At 74.8% G+C, this 14519-nt stretch carries 12 protein-coding genes; 4 read left to right on the top strand and 8 right to left on the bottom strand.

Going from position 1 to position 14519, the window contains the following annotated elements:
* Nucleotides 1-11: 11 nt before the first annotated feature.
* Complete coding sequence (gene ilvD, locus BD833_RS16790; protein WP_208092722.1) at nucleotides 12-1736, bottom strand: dihydroxy-acid dehydratase; 1725 nt, start codon at nucleotides 1734-1736, stop codon at nucleotides 12-14.
* A 64-nt stretch (nucleotides 1737-1800) separates the two neighbouring features.
* Between ilvD and BD833_RS16785 the strand changes: the two genes are divergently transcribed.
* Complete coding sequence (locus tag BD833_RS16785; RefSeq protein ID WP_166534293.1) at nucleotides 1801-2202, top strand: PH domain-containing protein; 402 nt, start codon at nucleotides 1801-1803, stop codon at nucleotides 2200-2202.
* Here BD833_RS16785 and BD833_RS16780 read toward each other — a convergent pair.
* Nucleotides 2196-3140: a 2-hydroxyacid dehydrogenase gene (locus tag BD833_RS16780; RefSeq protein WP_208092721.1), complete on the bottom strand. Its 945-nt coding sequence runs from the start codon at nucleotides 3138-3140 to the stop codon at nucleotides 2196-2198. The two genes, BD833_RS16785 and BD833_RS16780, sit on opposite strands and share 7 nt — an antisense overlap.
* 75 nt (nucleotides 3141-3215) lie before the next feature.
* On the opposite strand from BD833_RS16780, the gene BD833_RS16775 reads away from it, so the two are divergent.
* Entirely contained in the window at nucleotides 3216-4346 is a 1131-nt protein-coding gene (locus tag BD833_RS16775) for a PQQ-dependent sugar dehydrogenase (RefSeq protein ID WP_166534292.1), read from the top strand.
* Nucleotides 4347-4473: 127 nt separating this feature from the next.
* Here the strand turns inward: BD833_RS16775 and gatB are convergent, their stop codons facing one another.
* Genes gatB through gatC form a run of 3 tightly spaced genes read right to left on the bottom strand, consistent with a single transcriptional unit; the run spans nucleotide 4474 to nucleotide 7840 of the window.
* Nucleotides 4474-5976 (bottom strand): Asp-tRNA(Asn)/Glu-tRNA(Gln) amidotransferase subunit GatB, encoded by a 1503-nt coding sequence (gene gatB, locus BD833_RS16770; protein WP_166534291.1) that lies wholly within the window; start codon nucleotides 5974-5976, stop codon nucleotides 4474-4476.
* A complete protein-coding gene (gatA, locus tag BD833_RS16765; protein WP_166534290.1) occupies nucleotides 5973-7526 on the bottom strand; it encodes an Asp-tRNA(Asn)/Glu-tRNA(Gln) amidotransferase subunit GatA in 1554 nt (517 codons plus the stop codon). The genes gatB and gatA overlap by 4 nt, the downstream gene beginning before the upstream one ends.
* The gene (gene gatC, locus BD833_RS16760) at nucleotides 7523-7840 is read right to left on the bottom strand and encodes an Asp-tRNA(Asn)/Glu-tRNA(Gln) amidotransferase subunit GatC (RefSeq protein ID WP_166534289.1); all 318 of its coding nucleotides are present in this window, start codon (nucleotides 7838-7840) and stop codon (nucleotides 7523-7525) included. The genes gatA and gatC overlap by 4 nt, the downstream gene beginning before the upstream one ends.
* Nucleotides 7841-8006: 166 nt before the next feature.
* Between gatC and BD833_RS16755 the strand changes: the two genes are divergently transcribed.
* Complete coding sequence (locus tag BD833_RS16755; protein ID WP_166534288.1) at nucleotides 8007-8687, top strand: ACT domain-containing protein; 681 nt, start codon at nucleotides 8007-8009, stop codon at nucleotides 8685-8687.
* Nucleotides 8688-8733: 46 nt separating this feature from the next.
* Here the strand turns inward: BD833_RS16755 and BD833_RS16750 are convergent, their stop codons facing one another.
* The 3 genes from BD833_RS16750 to BD833_RS16740 all read right to left on the bottom strand — a co-directional run bounded on the left by BD833_RS16750 (nucleotide 8734) and on the right by BD833_RS16740 (nucleotide 14020).
* Complete coding sequence (locus tag BD833_RS16750; protein WP_208092720.1) at nucleotides 8734-9378, bottom strand: glyoxalase superfamily protein; 645 nt, start codon at nucleotides 9376-9378, stop codon at nucleotides 8734-8736.
* Between the two features lie 195 nt (nucleotides 9379-9573).
* Nucleotides 9574-11712 carry an NAD-dependent DNA ligase LigA gene (ligA, locus tag BD833_RS16745; RefSeq protein ID WP_166534287.1) on the bottom strand — a complete coding sequence of 713 codons (2139 nt, stop codon included), beginning with the start codon at nucleotides 11710-11712 and terminating at the stop codon, nucleotides 9574-9576.
* Nucleotides 11713-11779: 67 nt separating this feature from the next.
* Nucleotides 11780-14020, bottom strand: coding sequence for a peptidase M16 family protein (locus tag BD833_RS16740; RefSeq protein ID WP_166534286.1), 2241 nt, complete (start codon nucleotides 14018-14020; stop codon nucleotides 11780-11782).
* A gap of 132 nt (nucleotides 14021-14152) precedes the next feature.
* On the opposite strand from BD833_RS16740, the gene BD833_RS16735 reads away from it, so the two are divergent.
* The gene (locus tag BD833_RS16735) at nucleotides 14153-14518 is read left to right on the top strand and encodes a hypothetical protein (RefSeq protein ID WP_166534285.1); all 366 of its coding nucleotides are present in this window, start codon (nucleotides 14153-14155) and stop codon (nucleotides 14516-14518) included.
* Nucleotide 14519 lies beyond the last annotated feature (1 nt).

Below are 14519 nucleotides of genomic sequence, written 5' to 3'. Positions count from 1 at the left end.
CCCTTGGGGGGTCAGCCGCAGATCGCGCCTTGCGCGGCCGAGCCGACGAGCTTGGCGTACTTGCCGAGCACGCCGGTGGTGTAGCGCGGCGGCAGGGGCTCCCAGCCGTCGGCCCGGCGGGCCAGCTCGTCGGCGTCGACCAGCAGGTCCAGCGTGCGGTGGACCAGGTCCAGGCGGATGCGGTCGCCGTCGCGCACGAAGGCGATCGGACCGCCGTCGGCGGCCTCGGGCGCGACGTGACCGATGCACAGGCCCGTGGTGCCGCCGGAGAACCGGCCGTCGGTCAGCAGCAGGACGTCCTTGCCCAGCCCGGCGCCCTTGATCGCGCCGGTGACGGCGAGCATCTCCCGCATGCCTGGGCCGCCGCGCGGGCCCTCGTACCGGATCACCACGGCGTCACCGGGCTCCAGCGTGCCCTCGGTGACGGCGTCCATCGCGCCCTGCTCCCCGTCGAAGACCCGGGCGGTGCCCTCGAAGACGTCGGCGTCGAAGCCGGCCGACTTCACCACCGCCCCCTCCGGGGACAGCGAGCCGCGCAGGATCGTCAGTCCGCCGGTCTTGTGGATCGGGTTGTCCATCGCGTGCACGATCGTGCCGTCGAGGTCCGGCGGCGCGATGTCGGCGAGGTTCTCGGCCATCGTCTTCCCGGTGACGGTGAGGGTGTCGCCGTGCAGCAGGCCGGCGTCCAGCAGCGCGCGGAGCACGACCGGGACGCCGCCGACGCGGTCGATGTCGGTCATGACGAAGCGACCGAACGGCTTGACGTCGGCCAGGTGCGGGGTGCGGTCGCCGATCCGGTTGAAGTCGTCCAGCGTCAGCTCGACCTGCGCCTCGTGCGCGATCGCCAGCAGGTGCAGGACGGCGTTGGTGGAGCCGCCGAGCGCCATGACGACCGTGATGGCGTTCTCGAACGCCTCCTTCGTCATGATCTGGCGCGCGGTGATGCCCTTGCGCAGCAGGTTGACGACCGCCTCGCCGGAGGCCACCGCGTAGGCGTCGCGCCGGCTGTCGGGGGCGGGCGGGGCCGCGCTGCCCGGCAGCGCCATCCCGAGCGCCTCCGCGACGCTGGCCATGGTGTTGGCGGTGTACATGCCGCCGCACGAGCCCTGCCCCGGGCAGGCCGCCTTCTCGATCTCGACCAGCTCCTCGCGGGTGATCAGCCCGCGGGCGCAGGCGCCCACGCCCTCGAAGACGTCGATGATCGTGAGGTCCCGGTCGGCGAGCTTGCCGGGCAGCGTGGAGCCGGAGTACAGGAACACGCTGGCCAGGTCCAGCCGCGCGGCCGCCATGAGCATGCCGGGCAGCGACTTGTCGCAGCCGGCGAGCAGCACCGAGCCGTCGAGCCGCTCGGCGAACATGACCGTCTCGACCGAGTCGGCGATGACCTCGCGCGACACCAGCGAGGCGCGCATGCCCTCGTGGCCCATCGAGATGCCGTCGGAGACGGAGATGGTGCCGAACTCCAGCGGGTAGCCGCCCGCGGCGAACACACCCTCCTTGGCCCGCTTGGCCAGCCGGTCCAGGGAGAGGTTGCAGGGGGTGATCTCGTTCCAGGACGAGGCCACGCCGATCTGCGGCTTGGCGAAGTCCTCGTCGCCCATGCCGACCGCCCGCAGCATGGCCCGCGCCGGCGCCTTCGCGTCGCCGTCGGTCACCTCGTAGCTGCGCGGCTTCAGCGGGCTGTGCGTCCCGCTCGCGGGCTCGTTGCCGGGGATGAGGTCCTCGCCGATCGTCACGCTCGGGGATGGTAGGCCTGCGGCCGGACCGGACGACCAGCCCGGGGTGGGAGGATCGCCGGCCGTGAGCTCTCCCGCCCGGTTCCAGATGCCGCGCAGCGCCCTGATCCCCGTCGTCGTGCTGGCCCTGTGCATCCTCCCGACCGCCGCGGCGACGTGGTGGACGCTGCTGCTCCTGCTGGTGCCGGTCGCCGTCGCGGTCGCCGTGCTGCGCCGGGGGGTCGACGTCACCGACGACGGGGTCACCGCGCGGGCGGTGCTGGGGGCCCGCACCGTCCCCTGGACCGAGCTGGCCGGCATCCGCGTGGGCGAGCGGGGCGACCTCTGGCTGGTGACCACCGCGGCGACCGAGGTGCGGCTGCCGGTGCTGCGGGCGCGCGACCTGCCCGCGCTCGCCGCCGCCTCCGGCGGGCGCATCGACGTCTCCGCGCCGCCGTCCCGGCCCGGGGGCGACCGGGCTCAGTAGTCGCCGACGACGTCGGCCAGCGGCTCCCCGGCCAGGATCCGGCCGATCTGGGCGGTGACCGCCGCGAGCGCCCGCTGCCCGGTCTGCGGCACCTCGCCGGCGACGTGCGGGGTGAGCAGCAGGCCGGGGGCACGCCAGAGCGGGTGGTCGGCGGGCAGCGGCTCGGGATCGGTCACGTCCACCGCGGCCCGCAGCCGCCCCGCGGTGAGCTCGGCCAGCAGGGCGTCGGTGTCGACGACCGGTCCGCGGGCGGCGTTGACCAGCAGCGCCCCGTCGGGCATCGCGGCGAGGAACTCCGCGTCGACCAGCCCGGTGGTCTCCGCGGTCAGGGGGACGAGGAGCACCACGACGTCGGCCTGGGGCAGGAGCTCCGGCAGCTCGTCGACCGTCCGCACGCCGGGGCGCGGGCTGCGCGCCACGTAGGTGAGCTGCACGTCGAACCCGCTGAGCATCCGGCCGACCGCCGTCCCGATGTCGCCGGCCCCGATCACCAGCACCCGCGCGCCCACGAGGGTCGAGTGCGTGGCGAACGACCACCGGCCGGCGTCCTGCTCGCGCACGAACGAGGGCAGCCCCCGCTGGGCGGCCAGCGTGGCAGCCATGACCCACTCCGCGGTCGACGGCGTGTGCGCGCCGCGGGCGTTGCACAGCACCAGGCCCTCGGGGAGCCGCCCCACCACCCCCTCGGCGCCGGCGCTGGTCAGCTGCACGAGCCGCAGCCGCGGCAGCGCCTCGAGGAAGCCCTCGGGCAGCGGCACGGACCCGCGGGAGTGCACCCACATCTGGGCCAGGGCGGCCTCCCCCTGCGGTGGGCCGTCCTCGGCGCTCACCCGGTGCGCCCGGACCCGCGGCGAGAAGGCCTCCACCGCCTCCGCCAGCCGCCGGGAGGGCACCAGCACGTGCAGGGTCTCGTCCGCGCCGAGCTCCAGGATGGTCACGCCCCCACGCTAGCCACCGGCGTCCGCGCCGCCGGAGGACGGCCATCGGCCGGCGGCGCACGTACTCTGGGCCCGGTGAGGCGGACGAGCGTGCGGCGCGCGCCACGGGTGGTCGTCGCTCTGTTCGCCGGGCTGCTGCTGACCGCCTGCGGGAACGGCGGCTACGAGCCCGCCGGCCCGTTCCGCCCGCTGCCCGAGGGCGCCCCGCCGGAGGTGGGGCCGCCGGCGCCCACCGCCCCGGCGCCGGTGGACCCCGCGCAGCCCGGATCGGGCGAGCAGGAGGGCGACCCGAACGTCGTCGCCTCCGGTCTGAGCATCCCGACCGGCCTGGTGCTGCTGCCGGACGGCACGGCGATCGTCGGCGAGCGGGACACCGGGCGGCTGCTCCAGGTCTTCCCCGACCGGTCCCCGGCCAGGGAGCTCATGACCGTCCCTGGCATCGACACCGCCGGTGACGGCGGCCTGCTGGGGTTGGCCCTCTCCCCCACCTTCGCCGAGGACGGGCTGCTGTTCGCCTACGTCTCCACCGCCACCGACAACCGGGTGGTGCGGTTCCCGATCGGCGGCACGCCGAACCCGGTGCTCACCGGGATCCCCCGCGGGGAGACCGGCAACGGCGGTGGCCTGCTGACCGGCGCCGACGGCGCGCTCTACGTCGGCACCGGTGACGCCGGGGACCCCGCGCTGGCCGCCGACCCGGCGTCCCTGGCCGGCAAGGTGCTGCGGATCGACATCTTCGGCCGGCCGGTCCTGGGCGCCGACCCGGTGTTCAGCCGGGGCCACCGCGACGTCACCGCCCTGTGCCAGGACGAGGAGCGCCTCTACGCCACCGACGAGGCCCGCCAGGGGGCGGACGAGTTCGACGTGGTCACCGCGGCCGGCGACGGCGCCCCGCTGCTCGAGATCGCGCCCGCCGAGGGCGGGCTCGGGGGCTGCGCCGTCGCCAACGGCACCGTGTTCCTGGGCGCGCTGGACGGTCAGCGGGTGCACGTCATCACCCTCGACGAGAACGGCGTGCCGGTGGACGGCGCCGGCGACGAGGTCCTCGGGGGCAGCTACGGCCGGCTGCGCACGGTCGTCCTCGACGCCCAGGGCGCGCTGTGGGTGACGACGTCCAACCGGGACGGGATCGGCACCCCGGCAGAGGACGACGACAAGGTGCTGCGGATCCAGCCGCCGGGCGGCCAGCCCACCTCCCCGCTCTGACATTGCGATCCTCCGGATCGCACCGCGGCCACATGCCGTCCCCCGGTGAGCTGAGCCGCTGAGTCACGGCTGCGCGGGACCCTCCGGGCCCCACTCGGCGTGACGTGGTGCCCGGAGAGTCCCGACCTCAACTGCTGACCAGGCGCTCCTCGAGCATCCGCTTCACGGTCGCGGCGTCGGCCTTCCCGCGGGTGGTCTTCATGACCGCGCCGACCAACGCGCCGATGGCCTGCACCTTGCCGCCGCGCACCTTCTCGGCGACGTCGGGGTTCCCCTCGATGGCCGCGTCGACCGCGGCGACCAGCTCGTCGGACTCGCCCATGACGGCCAGGCCGCGGGCCTCGACGACGGCCGCCGGGTCGCCCTCGCCGGCGAGCACGCCGTCGAGCGCCTGCCGGGCCAGCTGGTCGTTGATCGTGCCGGCCGAGACGAGGCCGATCAGCTCGGCCACCTGCGCCGGGCTGATGGCCAGCTCGCCGAGGTCGGTCCCGGCGTCGTTGGCCCGGCGGGCGAGGTCGCCCAGCCACCACTTGCGCGCGTCGCCCGGGGAGGCGCCGGCGGCCACCGTGTCGCTGACCAGCTCGACGGCGCCGGCGTTGACCAGCCACGCCATCTCGGTCGGCGAGATGCCCCACTCCTGCTGCAGGCGCACCCGGCGGGCGGCGGGGAGCTCCGGGAGGGCGACCCGCAGCTTCTCGACCCACTCCTCGTCGGGGGCGATGGGCACCAGGTCGGGCTCGGGGAAGTACCGGTAGTCGGTCGCCTCCTCCTTGCTGCGCCCGGGCGAGGTACTGCCGGTGTCCTCGTGGAAGTGACGGGTCTCCTGCACCACGCGCTCACCGGCGTCCAGGACGGCGGCCTGCCGGCGCATCTCGAAGCGCACCGAGCGCTCCACCGACCGCAGCGAGTTGACGTTCTTGGTCTCCGTGCGGGTGCCCCACTCCAGGCTGCCGGTCGGCGCCAGGGAGGTGTTCACGTCGCAGCGCAGGTTGCCCTGCTCCATCCGCACCTCGGAGACGCCGAGGGCGAGCAGGATCTCCCGCAGCTCCGTGACGTAGGCACGCGCCACCTCCGGCGCCTTGGCGCCGGCGCCTGGAACGGGCCGGGTGACGATCTCGACGAGCGGGATGCCGGCCCGGTTGTAGTCGACCAGCGAGTGGTCGGCCCCGTGGATGCGCCCGGTGGAGCCACCGACGTGCAGGTTCTTGCCGGTGTCCTCCTCCAGGTGCACCCGCTCGATCTCCACCCGGTAGATCTCGCCGTCGACCTCGACGTCCAGGTGCCCCGCGGTGCAGAGCGGCTCGTCGTACTGGCTGGTCTGGAAGCCCTTGGGGATGTCCGGGTAGAAGTAGTTCTTGCGCGCGAACCGGGACCAGGTGGCGATGCGGCAGCCGAGCGCCAGCCCGATCCGGATGGTCGCCTCGATGGCGGCCTCGTTCGCCGCGGGCAGCGACCCGGGCAGCCCCAGGCACACCGGGCAGGTCTGGGTGTTGGGCTCGGCGCCGAAGGTGGTGGAGCAGCCGCAGAACATCTTCGACGCGGTGCCCAGCTCGACGTGGGTCTCCAGCCCGATCACCGGCTCGTAGCGGGTGAGCAGCTCGTCGAAGTCGACCAGGGTGTCGGTGCTCATGAGGGCGTGTCCTCCTTCGAGCCGAGGCGGCCCAGCTCGTCCAGCAGCCGGTGCCCGCGGGCGGCGTCCTGCGCCGCCTCCAGCGCGGCGGCGACGCGGTAGCAGCGGTCGTCGGCGAGCGCCGGGGCCATGATCTGGAAGCCCACCGGCAGCCCCTCGGACAGCCCGCAGGGCACCGAGATGGCCGGCACCCCGGCGAGGCTCGCCGGCAGCGTGCACAGGTCCGCGGCGTACATGGCGATCGGGTCGTCGACCCGGGACCCGATCGGGAACGCGACCGTGGGGGTGGTCGGGCTGACCAGCACGTCGAGGCCCAGGCCGTCGTCGGTGCTGAACGCGGCGGTGAAGTCGCGGCCGATCAACGTGCGCACCTTCTGGGCCTGGCCGTAGTAGGCGTCGTAGTAGCCGGCCGACAGCGCGTAGCTGCCCAGGATGATCCGGCGCTTCACCTCGGCGCCGAAGCCCTGCTCGCGGGTGAGCGCCATGACCTCGTCGAGGTCGCGGCTGCCGTCGTCGCCCACGCGGAGCCCGTAGCGGACCCCGTCGAAGCGAGCCAGGTTGGACGAGGCCTCGCTGGGCGCGATCAGGTAGTAGGCCGGCAGCGCGAGGTCGAAGGCCGGGCAGGAGACCTCCCGCACCTCCGCACCCATGCTCTCCAGCAGGGCCACCGCCTCCCGGAAGCGGTCGAGCACGCCCTGCTCGTACCCCTCGGTGTGCCCCTCCCCGCCCAGCTCGCGGACGACGCCCACCTTCAGGCCGGCGAGCTCTCCCCCGGCGCCGCGGCGGGCCGCCTCGGCCAGCACGGGAATGGGGCAGTCGATGCTCGTCGAGTCGTAGGTGTCGTGGCCGGCGATGGCCTCGTGCAGCAGCGCCGCGTCCAGGACGGTGCGGGTCATCGGGCCGGCCTGGTCCAGGCTCGAGGAGAAGGCGATCAGCCCGTACCGCGACACCGAGCCGTAGGTGGGCTTGTGCCCGACCAGCCCGGTGAGCGCGGCCGGCTGCCGGATCGAGCCACCGGTGTCGGTACCGATCGACCAGGGGGCCAGCCCGCCGGCGACCGCCGCGGAGGACCCGCCCGACGAGCCGCCGGGGATCCGGTCGTGGTCCCACGGGTTGCGGGTGACCCGGTAGGCGGAGTTCTCCGTGGAGGAGCCCATGGCGAACTCGTCCATGTTGGTCTTGCCGAGCAGCACGGTGCCCGCGGTCTTGAGCTTCGCGGCCAGGGTGGCGTCGTACGGCGGGCGCCAGCCCTCGAGGATCTTCGAGCCGCTGGTGGTGGGCACGCCCTCGGTGACGACGACGTCCTTGAGCGCCAGCGGGACACCGGCCAGCGGGCCCAGCTCGCGGCCCTCGGCCCGGGCGGCGTCGACGGCGCCGGCGGTCGCCAGCGCGGCCTCCGCGTCGACGTGCAGGTAGGCACCCAGCGCGCCGTCCTCGGTCGCGATCCGGTCGAGGTAGGCGCGGGTGACCTCGGCGGAGCTCAGCTCCCCCGCCTGGAGTGCGCGGCTCAGGTCGGCGGCGCTGGTGGTGGTCAGGTCGGGAGAGCTCACGCCTCCTCCCCCAGGATGCGCGGCACGCGAAACCGGTCGTCCTCCGCGGCGGGCGCGCCGGCCAGGACGGCGTCGCGGGGCAGGCTCGGACGGGCGACGTCGGGCCGCATGACGTTGGTCATCGGCACCGCGTGCGTCGTGGGGGCGACGTCGGCGACGTCGGCCTTGCCGACCTGCGCGACGGCGTCCAGCACGGCGGCGAGCTGACCGGCGAAGAGCTCGAGCTCCTCGTCGCTGCACGCCAGCCGGGACAGGTGCGCCAGGTGCGCCACCTCGTCGCGGGTCAGCCGGCCCTTCGGGGAGGGGGTGCTCATGCTGCGGGAGAACTCCACTTCGGCAGTGCCCGTCGGCCCGCTCTCGGCCCGGGACGTGACCGGGACACTGTACGTGGGGCCTTCCGGCCACCCGTCGGCGTGAGAGGCTGCGGCTGACCGCGATCGACGGAGATCGGCCGGACCGGCGAGGCTCCCCGGAGGATGCGTGTCCTATCTCCTGCGACTGGTGCTGCCCGACCGCCCCGGCATCCTCGGCTCGGTGGCGTCCGCGCTGGGCGCGGCCGGCATCGACATCGTCTCCCTCGACGTCCTCGAGCGGGGCCACGGCATCGCCGTGGACGACGTGGTCGTCGACCTCCCGGCCGACCGGCTGCCCGACAGCCTGATCACGGTCGCGCAGGCGGTGCCGGGGGTGCAGGTGGAGTCGCTGCGGCCGTTCGCCGGCCCGCTGGACACCCACCGGGAGCTGGAGCTGCTCGACGCCCTGGCCCGCGGCGGCGACGGGACGGCGGCCGGCGTGCTGGTCGCCGAGCTGCCCCGGGTCTTCCACAGCGGGTGGGCGGTGATCCTCGACGGTGCCGGCCAGCCGGCGCCGCTGGACGCCTCGGCCGTGGTGGCGGCGTCGGAGGCGGCACCGGAGTTCACCGGTCTCACGCTGCCGTGGCTGCCGCTGGGCGGGCCGGTGCTGCTGCCCAGCGACGACGCGTGGCTGCCCGAGCGCTGGCAGGAGATGGCCATCGAGATGATGGCCGCGCCGTCGGGCACCGGGACGCGCGCGGTGGTCGTCGGCCGATCGGGCGGCCCGGCGTTCCGCCGCTCGGAGCTGCTCCGGCTGGCGCACCTGACCGGTATCGCGGCCACGGTCACCCACCTCCCGCCGACCTGACCTCACCGCCGCCGGCGTCCCACCCCGGTCGTCGACCACCCGGCGGTCAGCCGCCGGACCCGGCTCCTCCCCACGCCGGCAGCACCCGCCGGGCGTCGGCGTCGTCGGGCTCGTTGAGGTGCAGGTGGTTGCCGAACGGATCGGCGAGGGTCAGCACGCGGGCTCCCCACGGGGCCTGCTCGATCTCGGGGACCCAGACCGCCGGACCCCAGACCGGCACCTCCGCCCGTCGGGCGTCGAGCTCGGCCCGGAGCCGGTCCAGCCCCGTGACCCAGACCAGCACCGTCGCCCCGACGCCGGGGGCGTAGGGGACCTCGGTGAGGTGCACCGTGGTGGCCGCCCGGGTGACCTGTCCGTAGTAGGGCGTGCCCGGGCCGCCCGACGGCCCTCCGAAGTCCAGCTGGAACCCCAGGAAGTCCACGTAGAACTGCAGCGCCGCCGCCACGGAGAAGATCCGGAGCACCGGGATCGTGGCCCCGGCCGCTCCCCACGGGACCTCCGCCGTGCCGCGGGGAGGCCGGGCGACCAGGGTGTTCCAGTCGGCCGCGCCGTGCTGGCGGGCCACCAGCTCCAGGCACTGGCCGTGGGTGAGCTCGACCGCGTGGTGCGCGCGCAGGTCGGCGCGGAGCCTCACGGCCATCTGCTTGGCGCGCAGGCTGCCGGGCGCGGAGCCCGGGTCGGTACCCGACATGGATCCTCCGATCGGCGAACCGTCGGTGCGCGTCAGTGCTCGCGTTGCCGACTCGTTCGCCGTGGTGGACCGGTCGACGGATCAGACGGTGCCTCGATGCGTTCACCAGACCCCGGAGGGGCGCGAGCGGCCGGCCGCATCAGCCGACCAGAACCTAGGCAGCCACCGCGGGCCGGTCAACCCGGCCCGGGCCGGCTACTCCGAGCCGTCGCCGATGGTCGCCACCTCGCGGGCGGCCTCCGGCCCCTCCTCGAGCAGCACCCGGAAGCCGTCGTCGTCGAGGACCGGCGCCTTCACCTGCACCGCCTTGTCGTACTTGCTCCCGGGGTCGGCGCCCACGACGACGAAGCCGGTCTTCTTCGACACCGAGCCGGTGACCTTGCCCCCGCGCTCCTGGATCGCGGCGATCGCCTGGTCGCGGCTGTGGTCGCGCAGCGAGCCGGTGACCACGACGGTGACGCCGGTGAGCGGCCCGGGCGGGACGTCGTCCGCGGCGTCGGCCATGCGGACCCCGGCGTGCCGCCACTTCTCCACGACGGCGCAGTGCCAGTCGACGCCGAACCAGTCGCGCACCGACTTCGCGATCGTGGGACCGACGCCGTCGGCGGCGGCGAGCTCCTCCTCGGTGGCGGCCATGAGGCGGTCCATCGAGCGGAAGTCGCGGGCCAGCGCCTGCGCCGCCGTCGGGCCGACGTGCCGGATCGACAGCGCGACGAGCACCCGCCACAGCGGGACGTCCTTGCGGGTCTGCAGGTTCACCAGCAGCTTGGCGCCGTTGGCCGAGAGCGTGCCGTTCTTCTTCGTGAAGAACGCCGAGCGCTGGAGCTGCTCCTCGTCGAGGAAGAACAGGTCGCCCTCGTCGGTCAGCAGGGAGCTCTGCAGCAGCGCGATCGCGGCCTCGTAACCCAGGTTCTCGATGTCGAACGCACCCCGGCCGGCGACGTGGAAGACCCGCTCCCGGAGCTGGGCGGGGCAGGACCGGGCGTTGGGGCAGCGGATGTCGGCGTCGCCCTCCTTCTCGGGCCGCAGCTCGGTGCCGCACTCGGGGCAGTGCGTGGGCATGACGAACGCGCGCTCGTCGCCGGTGCGGGCGGCGGCGACCGGCCCGAGCACCTCGGGGATGACGTCGCCGGCCTTGCGGATGACGACGGTGTCGCCGATGAGCACGCCCTTGCGCACGACCTCGCTCGCGTTGTGCAGGGTCGCCAGCTGCACCGTGGAGCCGGCGACCTTCACCGGCTCCATGTACGCGAACGGGGTGACCCGGCCGGTGCGCCCGACGTTGACCCGGATGTCGAGCAGCTTCGTGGTCGCCTCCTCCGGCGGGTACTTGAAGGCGATCGCCCAGCGCGGGGCCCGGGACGTCGACCCGAGCCGGCGCTGCAGCGCCACCTGGTCGACCTTCACCACCACGCCGTCGATCTCGTGCGCGACCGAGTGCCGCTGCTCGCGGTAGCGCTCGATGTAGGCCCACACGCCCTCGAGGTCGTCCACCACCTCGAACCGGTCACTCACCGGCAGGCCGAGGGCGCGCAGCCCGTCGTAGGCCGCGGACTGGCGGTCCGGCTCGAAGCCCTTCCGGGCACCCAGCCCGTGCACCACCAGCCGCAGCGGGCGGGTGGCCGTCACCTTCGGGTCCTTCTGCCGCAGCGAGCCCGCGGCCGCGTTGCGCGGGTTGGCGAACGGCGGCTTGCCCGCCTCGACCATGCCCGCGTTGACCTCGGCGAAGGCCTCCACGGGGAAGTAGATCTCGCCGCGGACCTCCAGCAGCTCCGGGACGTCGGGCCCGGTCAGCTGCTGGGGGACGTCGGCCATGGTGCGGACGTTCGCCGTGACGTCCTCCCCGGTGGTCCCGTCCCCACGGGTGGCCGCGCGGACCAGCCGGCCCTGCTCGTAGACCAGGTCGACGGCCACGCCGTCGACCTTCAGCTCGCACAGGTAGCCCGCCCCGGCGGCGCCCTCCCGCTCGGCGCGGGCGGCCCAGGCCGACAGCTCGTCGCTGCTGAACGCGTTGTCCAGGCTCTGCATGCGCTCCAGGTGCTGCACCGGGGCGAACGTCGCGGTGAACCCGCCGTTGACCTTCTGGCTCGGCGAGTCGGGGCTGACCAGCGCGGGGTGCGCGGCCTCCAGCGCCTTGAGCTCGCCCATCAGCTCGTCGTACTGGCCGTCGCTGATCAGCGGCTCGTCCCGGACGTAGTACGCGAACGCGTACCGGTCCAGCTCCTCGGCCATGTCGCGATGCCGCGTGCGCGCGTCGTCGGGAACCTCGGTGAGGTCCTCGCGGTCGGCCACCGGGGTGACGGACGGTTCGACGAGGTCGGCGTCGGTGCTCACGGACGAACGGTATCCGGCGGGTACGACGTCCAACCGGCCCTCACCCGCCCGTGGCGCGCGCCGGCGCTCACCGGGTCGGCGTGGGCCGCGGCTCCTCCACCGGCCGGTCCTCCACCGTCGGCCCGGCCGGCCCGGGCCGCCGCGGTGGACGGGTCTCCCACAGGCAGTTCACCAGACCGGAACCGGCCAGCACCCAGACCGCGATCTCCCCGAAGCCGCCGTCGAGGAGGTCGGGAACGGTGACGAGGGCGTAGAGCACCGCGGCGGCCAGCAGCGCACCGCACGCGTTGGCCGCCCGGTACCAGCCCGGCCGGGTGTGCGTCAGCCGCATCCACCGGTCCACGGGGCCGCCGCTGCCCTCCGGGCCGACGAAGTCGCCCCGCACGGAGGCACGGAAGGCGCCCGCGATGCCCTGCCCCTCGACGCGCTCGGCGCGCGTGGGTTCAGCGCCCGCCATCAGGGCGGGTACCTCGAGTGGCAGCCCCAGGGCGAGGACGACGTGCTGCAGGATCTCGTCCGTCGTCCCGACGACGCCCAGCAGGTGGGCCGTGTGGGCGTCCGGCCGTCCGGTGGCCCGTGCGAGCAGCTGCGGATTCCCGGGCGAGGCCCCCCAGCCGTGCCGGTCGACCTCCTTGGCCCCGCGCAGCAGCACGTAGCCGACGTCGACGTGGGAGCGGCGCAGGACCAGGCCCGTGGTTCCCCGGCCGAGCACGGCGGACAGGTCGTCGGCGACGGACTCGGCCGTCCGGCCGCCCTCGGGCAGGACCGCGGTCCACTCCCCGTTGGCGACCAGGCGCGCTCCGTACCTCTCGTGGGCCACCGCCTCGCGGACCCGGTGGGCGGGAGCGCGCAGCAGCAGCAGCCCGTCGTCGAGGGCGTCGTCGTCGACGACCTGGAGCTCCTCGGGAACCGCCGCGAGGGCGAGGGCGAGGGCCTCCGCACCGTTGCGCCAGTCCTCCGCCGACAGCGGCAGGCTGAAGCCGTCCGGCCCGACGAGGAGGCACTCGTCGGGGCCCTGCCGGACCAGTCCGACCGCCTCGCGCCAGCGGACGGTGATCAGCCGGTCCTCGTCCAGGACGAGGGTCGCACCCTCGTCGCCGACGACCAGCCGCGCCTCCTTGGGCACGCCGCGCAGCCGCTTGCGGGGAAAGACGCGTCCGGTCACCACGTCCGCCGACCACTCGGGCAGCCGGACGAGGCCCGGTAGCCGCGGGTCCGTGTCCGCCGGCACCAGCAGCACGGCGGAGGCGAGCAGCGCGCCCGCGACCTCGCGGACGGCGTCCCCGCTGAGCTCCGCGGCGTTCCGCCGCAGCTCGGCGGCGGCGATGACCGGGATCCCGGTCACGGTCGCGTGCGCCGTCGCGCACGCCTCCTCGAGGTCCGCCCGCGGGTCGTCGAGGAACGCCGTGACCTCCGCACGCTCCCGTTCGATCTCCGCAGGTTCGGGCCCGAGGTCGGCCAGCCGGTGCAGTTCCCGCCAGATCAGTTGCGCCGCGAACGCCTCGTGGCCGGGGCGCACGTCCGTGGTCAGCACCGCAACCCGGGTCGACGCGTCGACGGCCGGTCTGTCCAGCTCGATGGAGTAGGCGACGCCCCGGCGGTGCCGGAGCTCGTCCTCCACCCGCGTCCGGAGTACGCCCATGGTCGCGGTCAGCGCCGGATGCGGAGGAACCTCCGCCCCGAGGGTCACCCGCTCCTCGACCGGGATCTGGCCCCAGGCCGGCGTGGCGGGCGCGAGCCGGGGCTGCGCGGCACGCTCGGGCGCCGGCCCCTCCGGGAGCGGTAGCCGCAGGCCCTCCGGGACCGGGCCGGTCAGCCACAGCGCCGCGTTCCCGCGGGTGAAGAACCGACGCACCCAGCCCCGCACGTCCTCCGGGCCGAGTGCCCGGACGCCGGGCTCCCGTGACGCGGCGAGCCCCGCACCACGACTGCCGTAGAGCTCACCCAGCAGGAGGGCGACGGCCGGGGGCGCGACGGTCCCGCCCTCGGCGCGGAGGACGTCGGCCTCCACGGCCAGCTCGGCGACCGGCAGGTTCCCGAGGGCGCCGCAGACGGCGTGCAGGAACGCCACGACGTGGTCGGCAGGCCCGCTGGCGGTGAACTCGGTGCTGGTCAGGTCCACCGAGGCGTTCACCTCGATGGCGGTCCGCCCCACCGCGCGCATGACCAGGTGCTCGACGAGGTGGGTGATCCCGCCCCCCACGAAGGTCTCGTCGCGGCGGCCGACGCCGAAGACCAGACCGGCGCTCAGCGGCGGCGGGCCCTGGGCGAAGAAGACCGGGACGCCGTCGACCGATGTCGTGAACACGGCGGCAGGCTAGGTGCTGCGGCCCGGTCCGGCCGACTCATTTCCCGGCGGGTCGTGACCGTCGGTCAGCCGGCGGGCACTTCGCCGCGTCACGGACCTGGCGCGGCACCGGGATGGGCCAGGATGCGCGGCATGACTTCCCCGCTCAGCGACCGGAGGCCGGGCGCCCGCGCCTACTGGTACGTCCTGGGCGTGCTCTGGCTGCTCCCGGCGCTGGCCGTGGTCGTCGGCTCGCTGGTGCTGCCGGACGAGAACGCGGACGGCCAGTGCACCGGCATCGGGTTCGGCTGCTCCGTGACGCCGGCCGACGGCGTGGGCCTCGCGGCAGCCTTCGCCGCCCCGTTCCTCGGCATCGGCGGCCTCCTCGGCATGGTTCTCCTGGCCCTCCTCCGGGACCGGCCGGCGTTCGCCCGGATGCCGCCGTCGCTGCAGGCGCTCGCGGTGCTGGCGGTCCTGGTCGCCGCCGCTGTCGGCATCGCCGTCGCGGTCCTGGACTGAG

The sequence above is a fragment of the Blastococcus xanthinilyticus genome (genome assembly GCF_008124835.1).
GTDB classification, from domain to species: Bacteria; Actinomycetota; Actinomycetes; order Mycobacteriales; family Geodermatophilaceae; genus Blastococcus; species Blastococcus xanthinilyticus.
Note: the sequence above shows the minus strand (reverse complement) of the source record. Positions and strands in the feature narration are given on the sequence as shown.

Coding starts and splice junctions, on each gene's coding strand:
- gatC (WP_166534289.1), bottom strand. CDS start 7,840: ATGAGCACCCCCTCCCCGAAGGGCCGGCTGACCCGCGACGAGGTGGCG.
- BD833_RS16750 (WP_208092720.1), bottom strand. CDS start 9,378: ATGTCGGGTACCGACCCGGGCTCCGCGCCCGGCAGCCTGCGCGCCAAG.
- gatB (WP_166534291.1), bottom strand. CDS start 5,976: ATGAGCACCGACACCCTGGTCGACTTCGACGAGCTGCTCACCCGCTAC.
- BD833_RS16735 (WP_166534285.1), top strand. CDS start 14,153: ATGACTTCCCCGCTCAGCGACCGGAGGCCGGGCGCCCGCGCCTACTGG.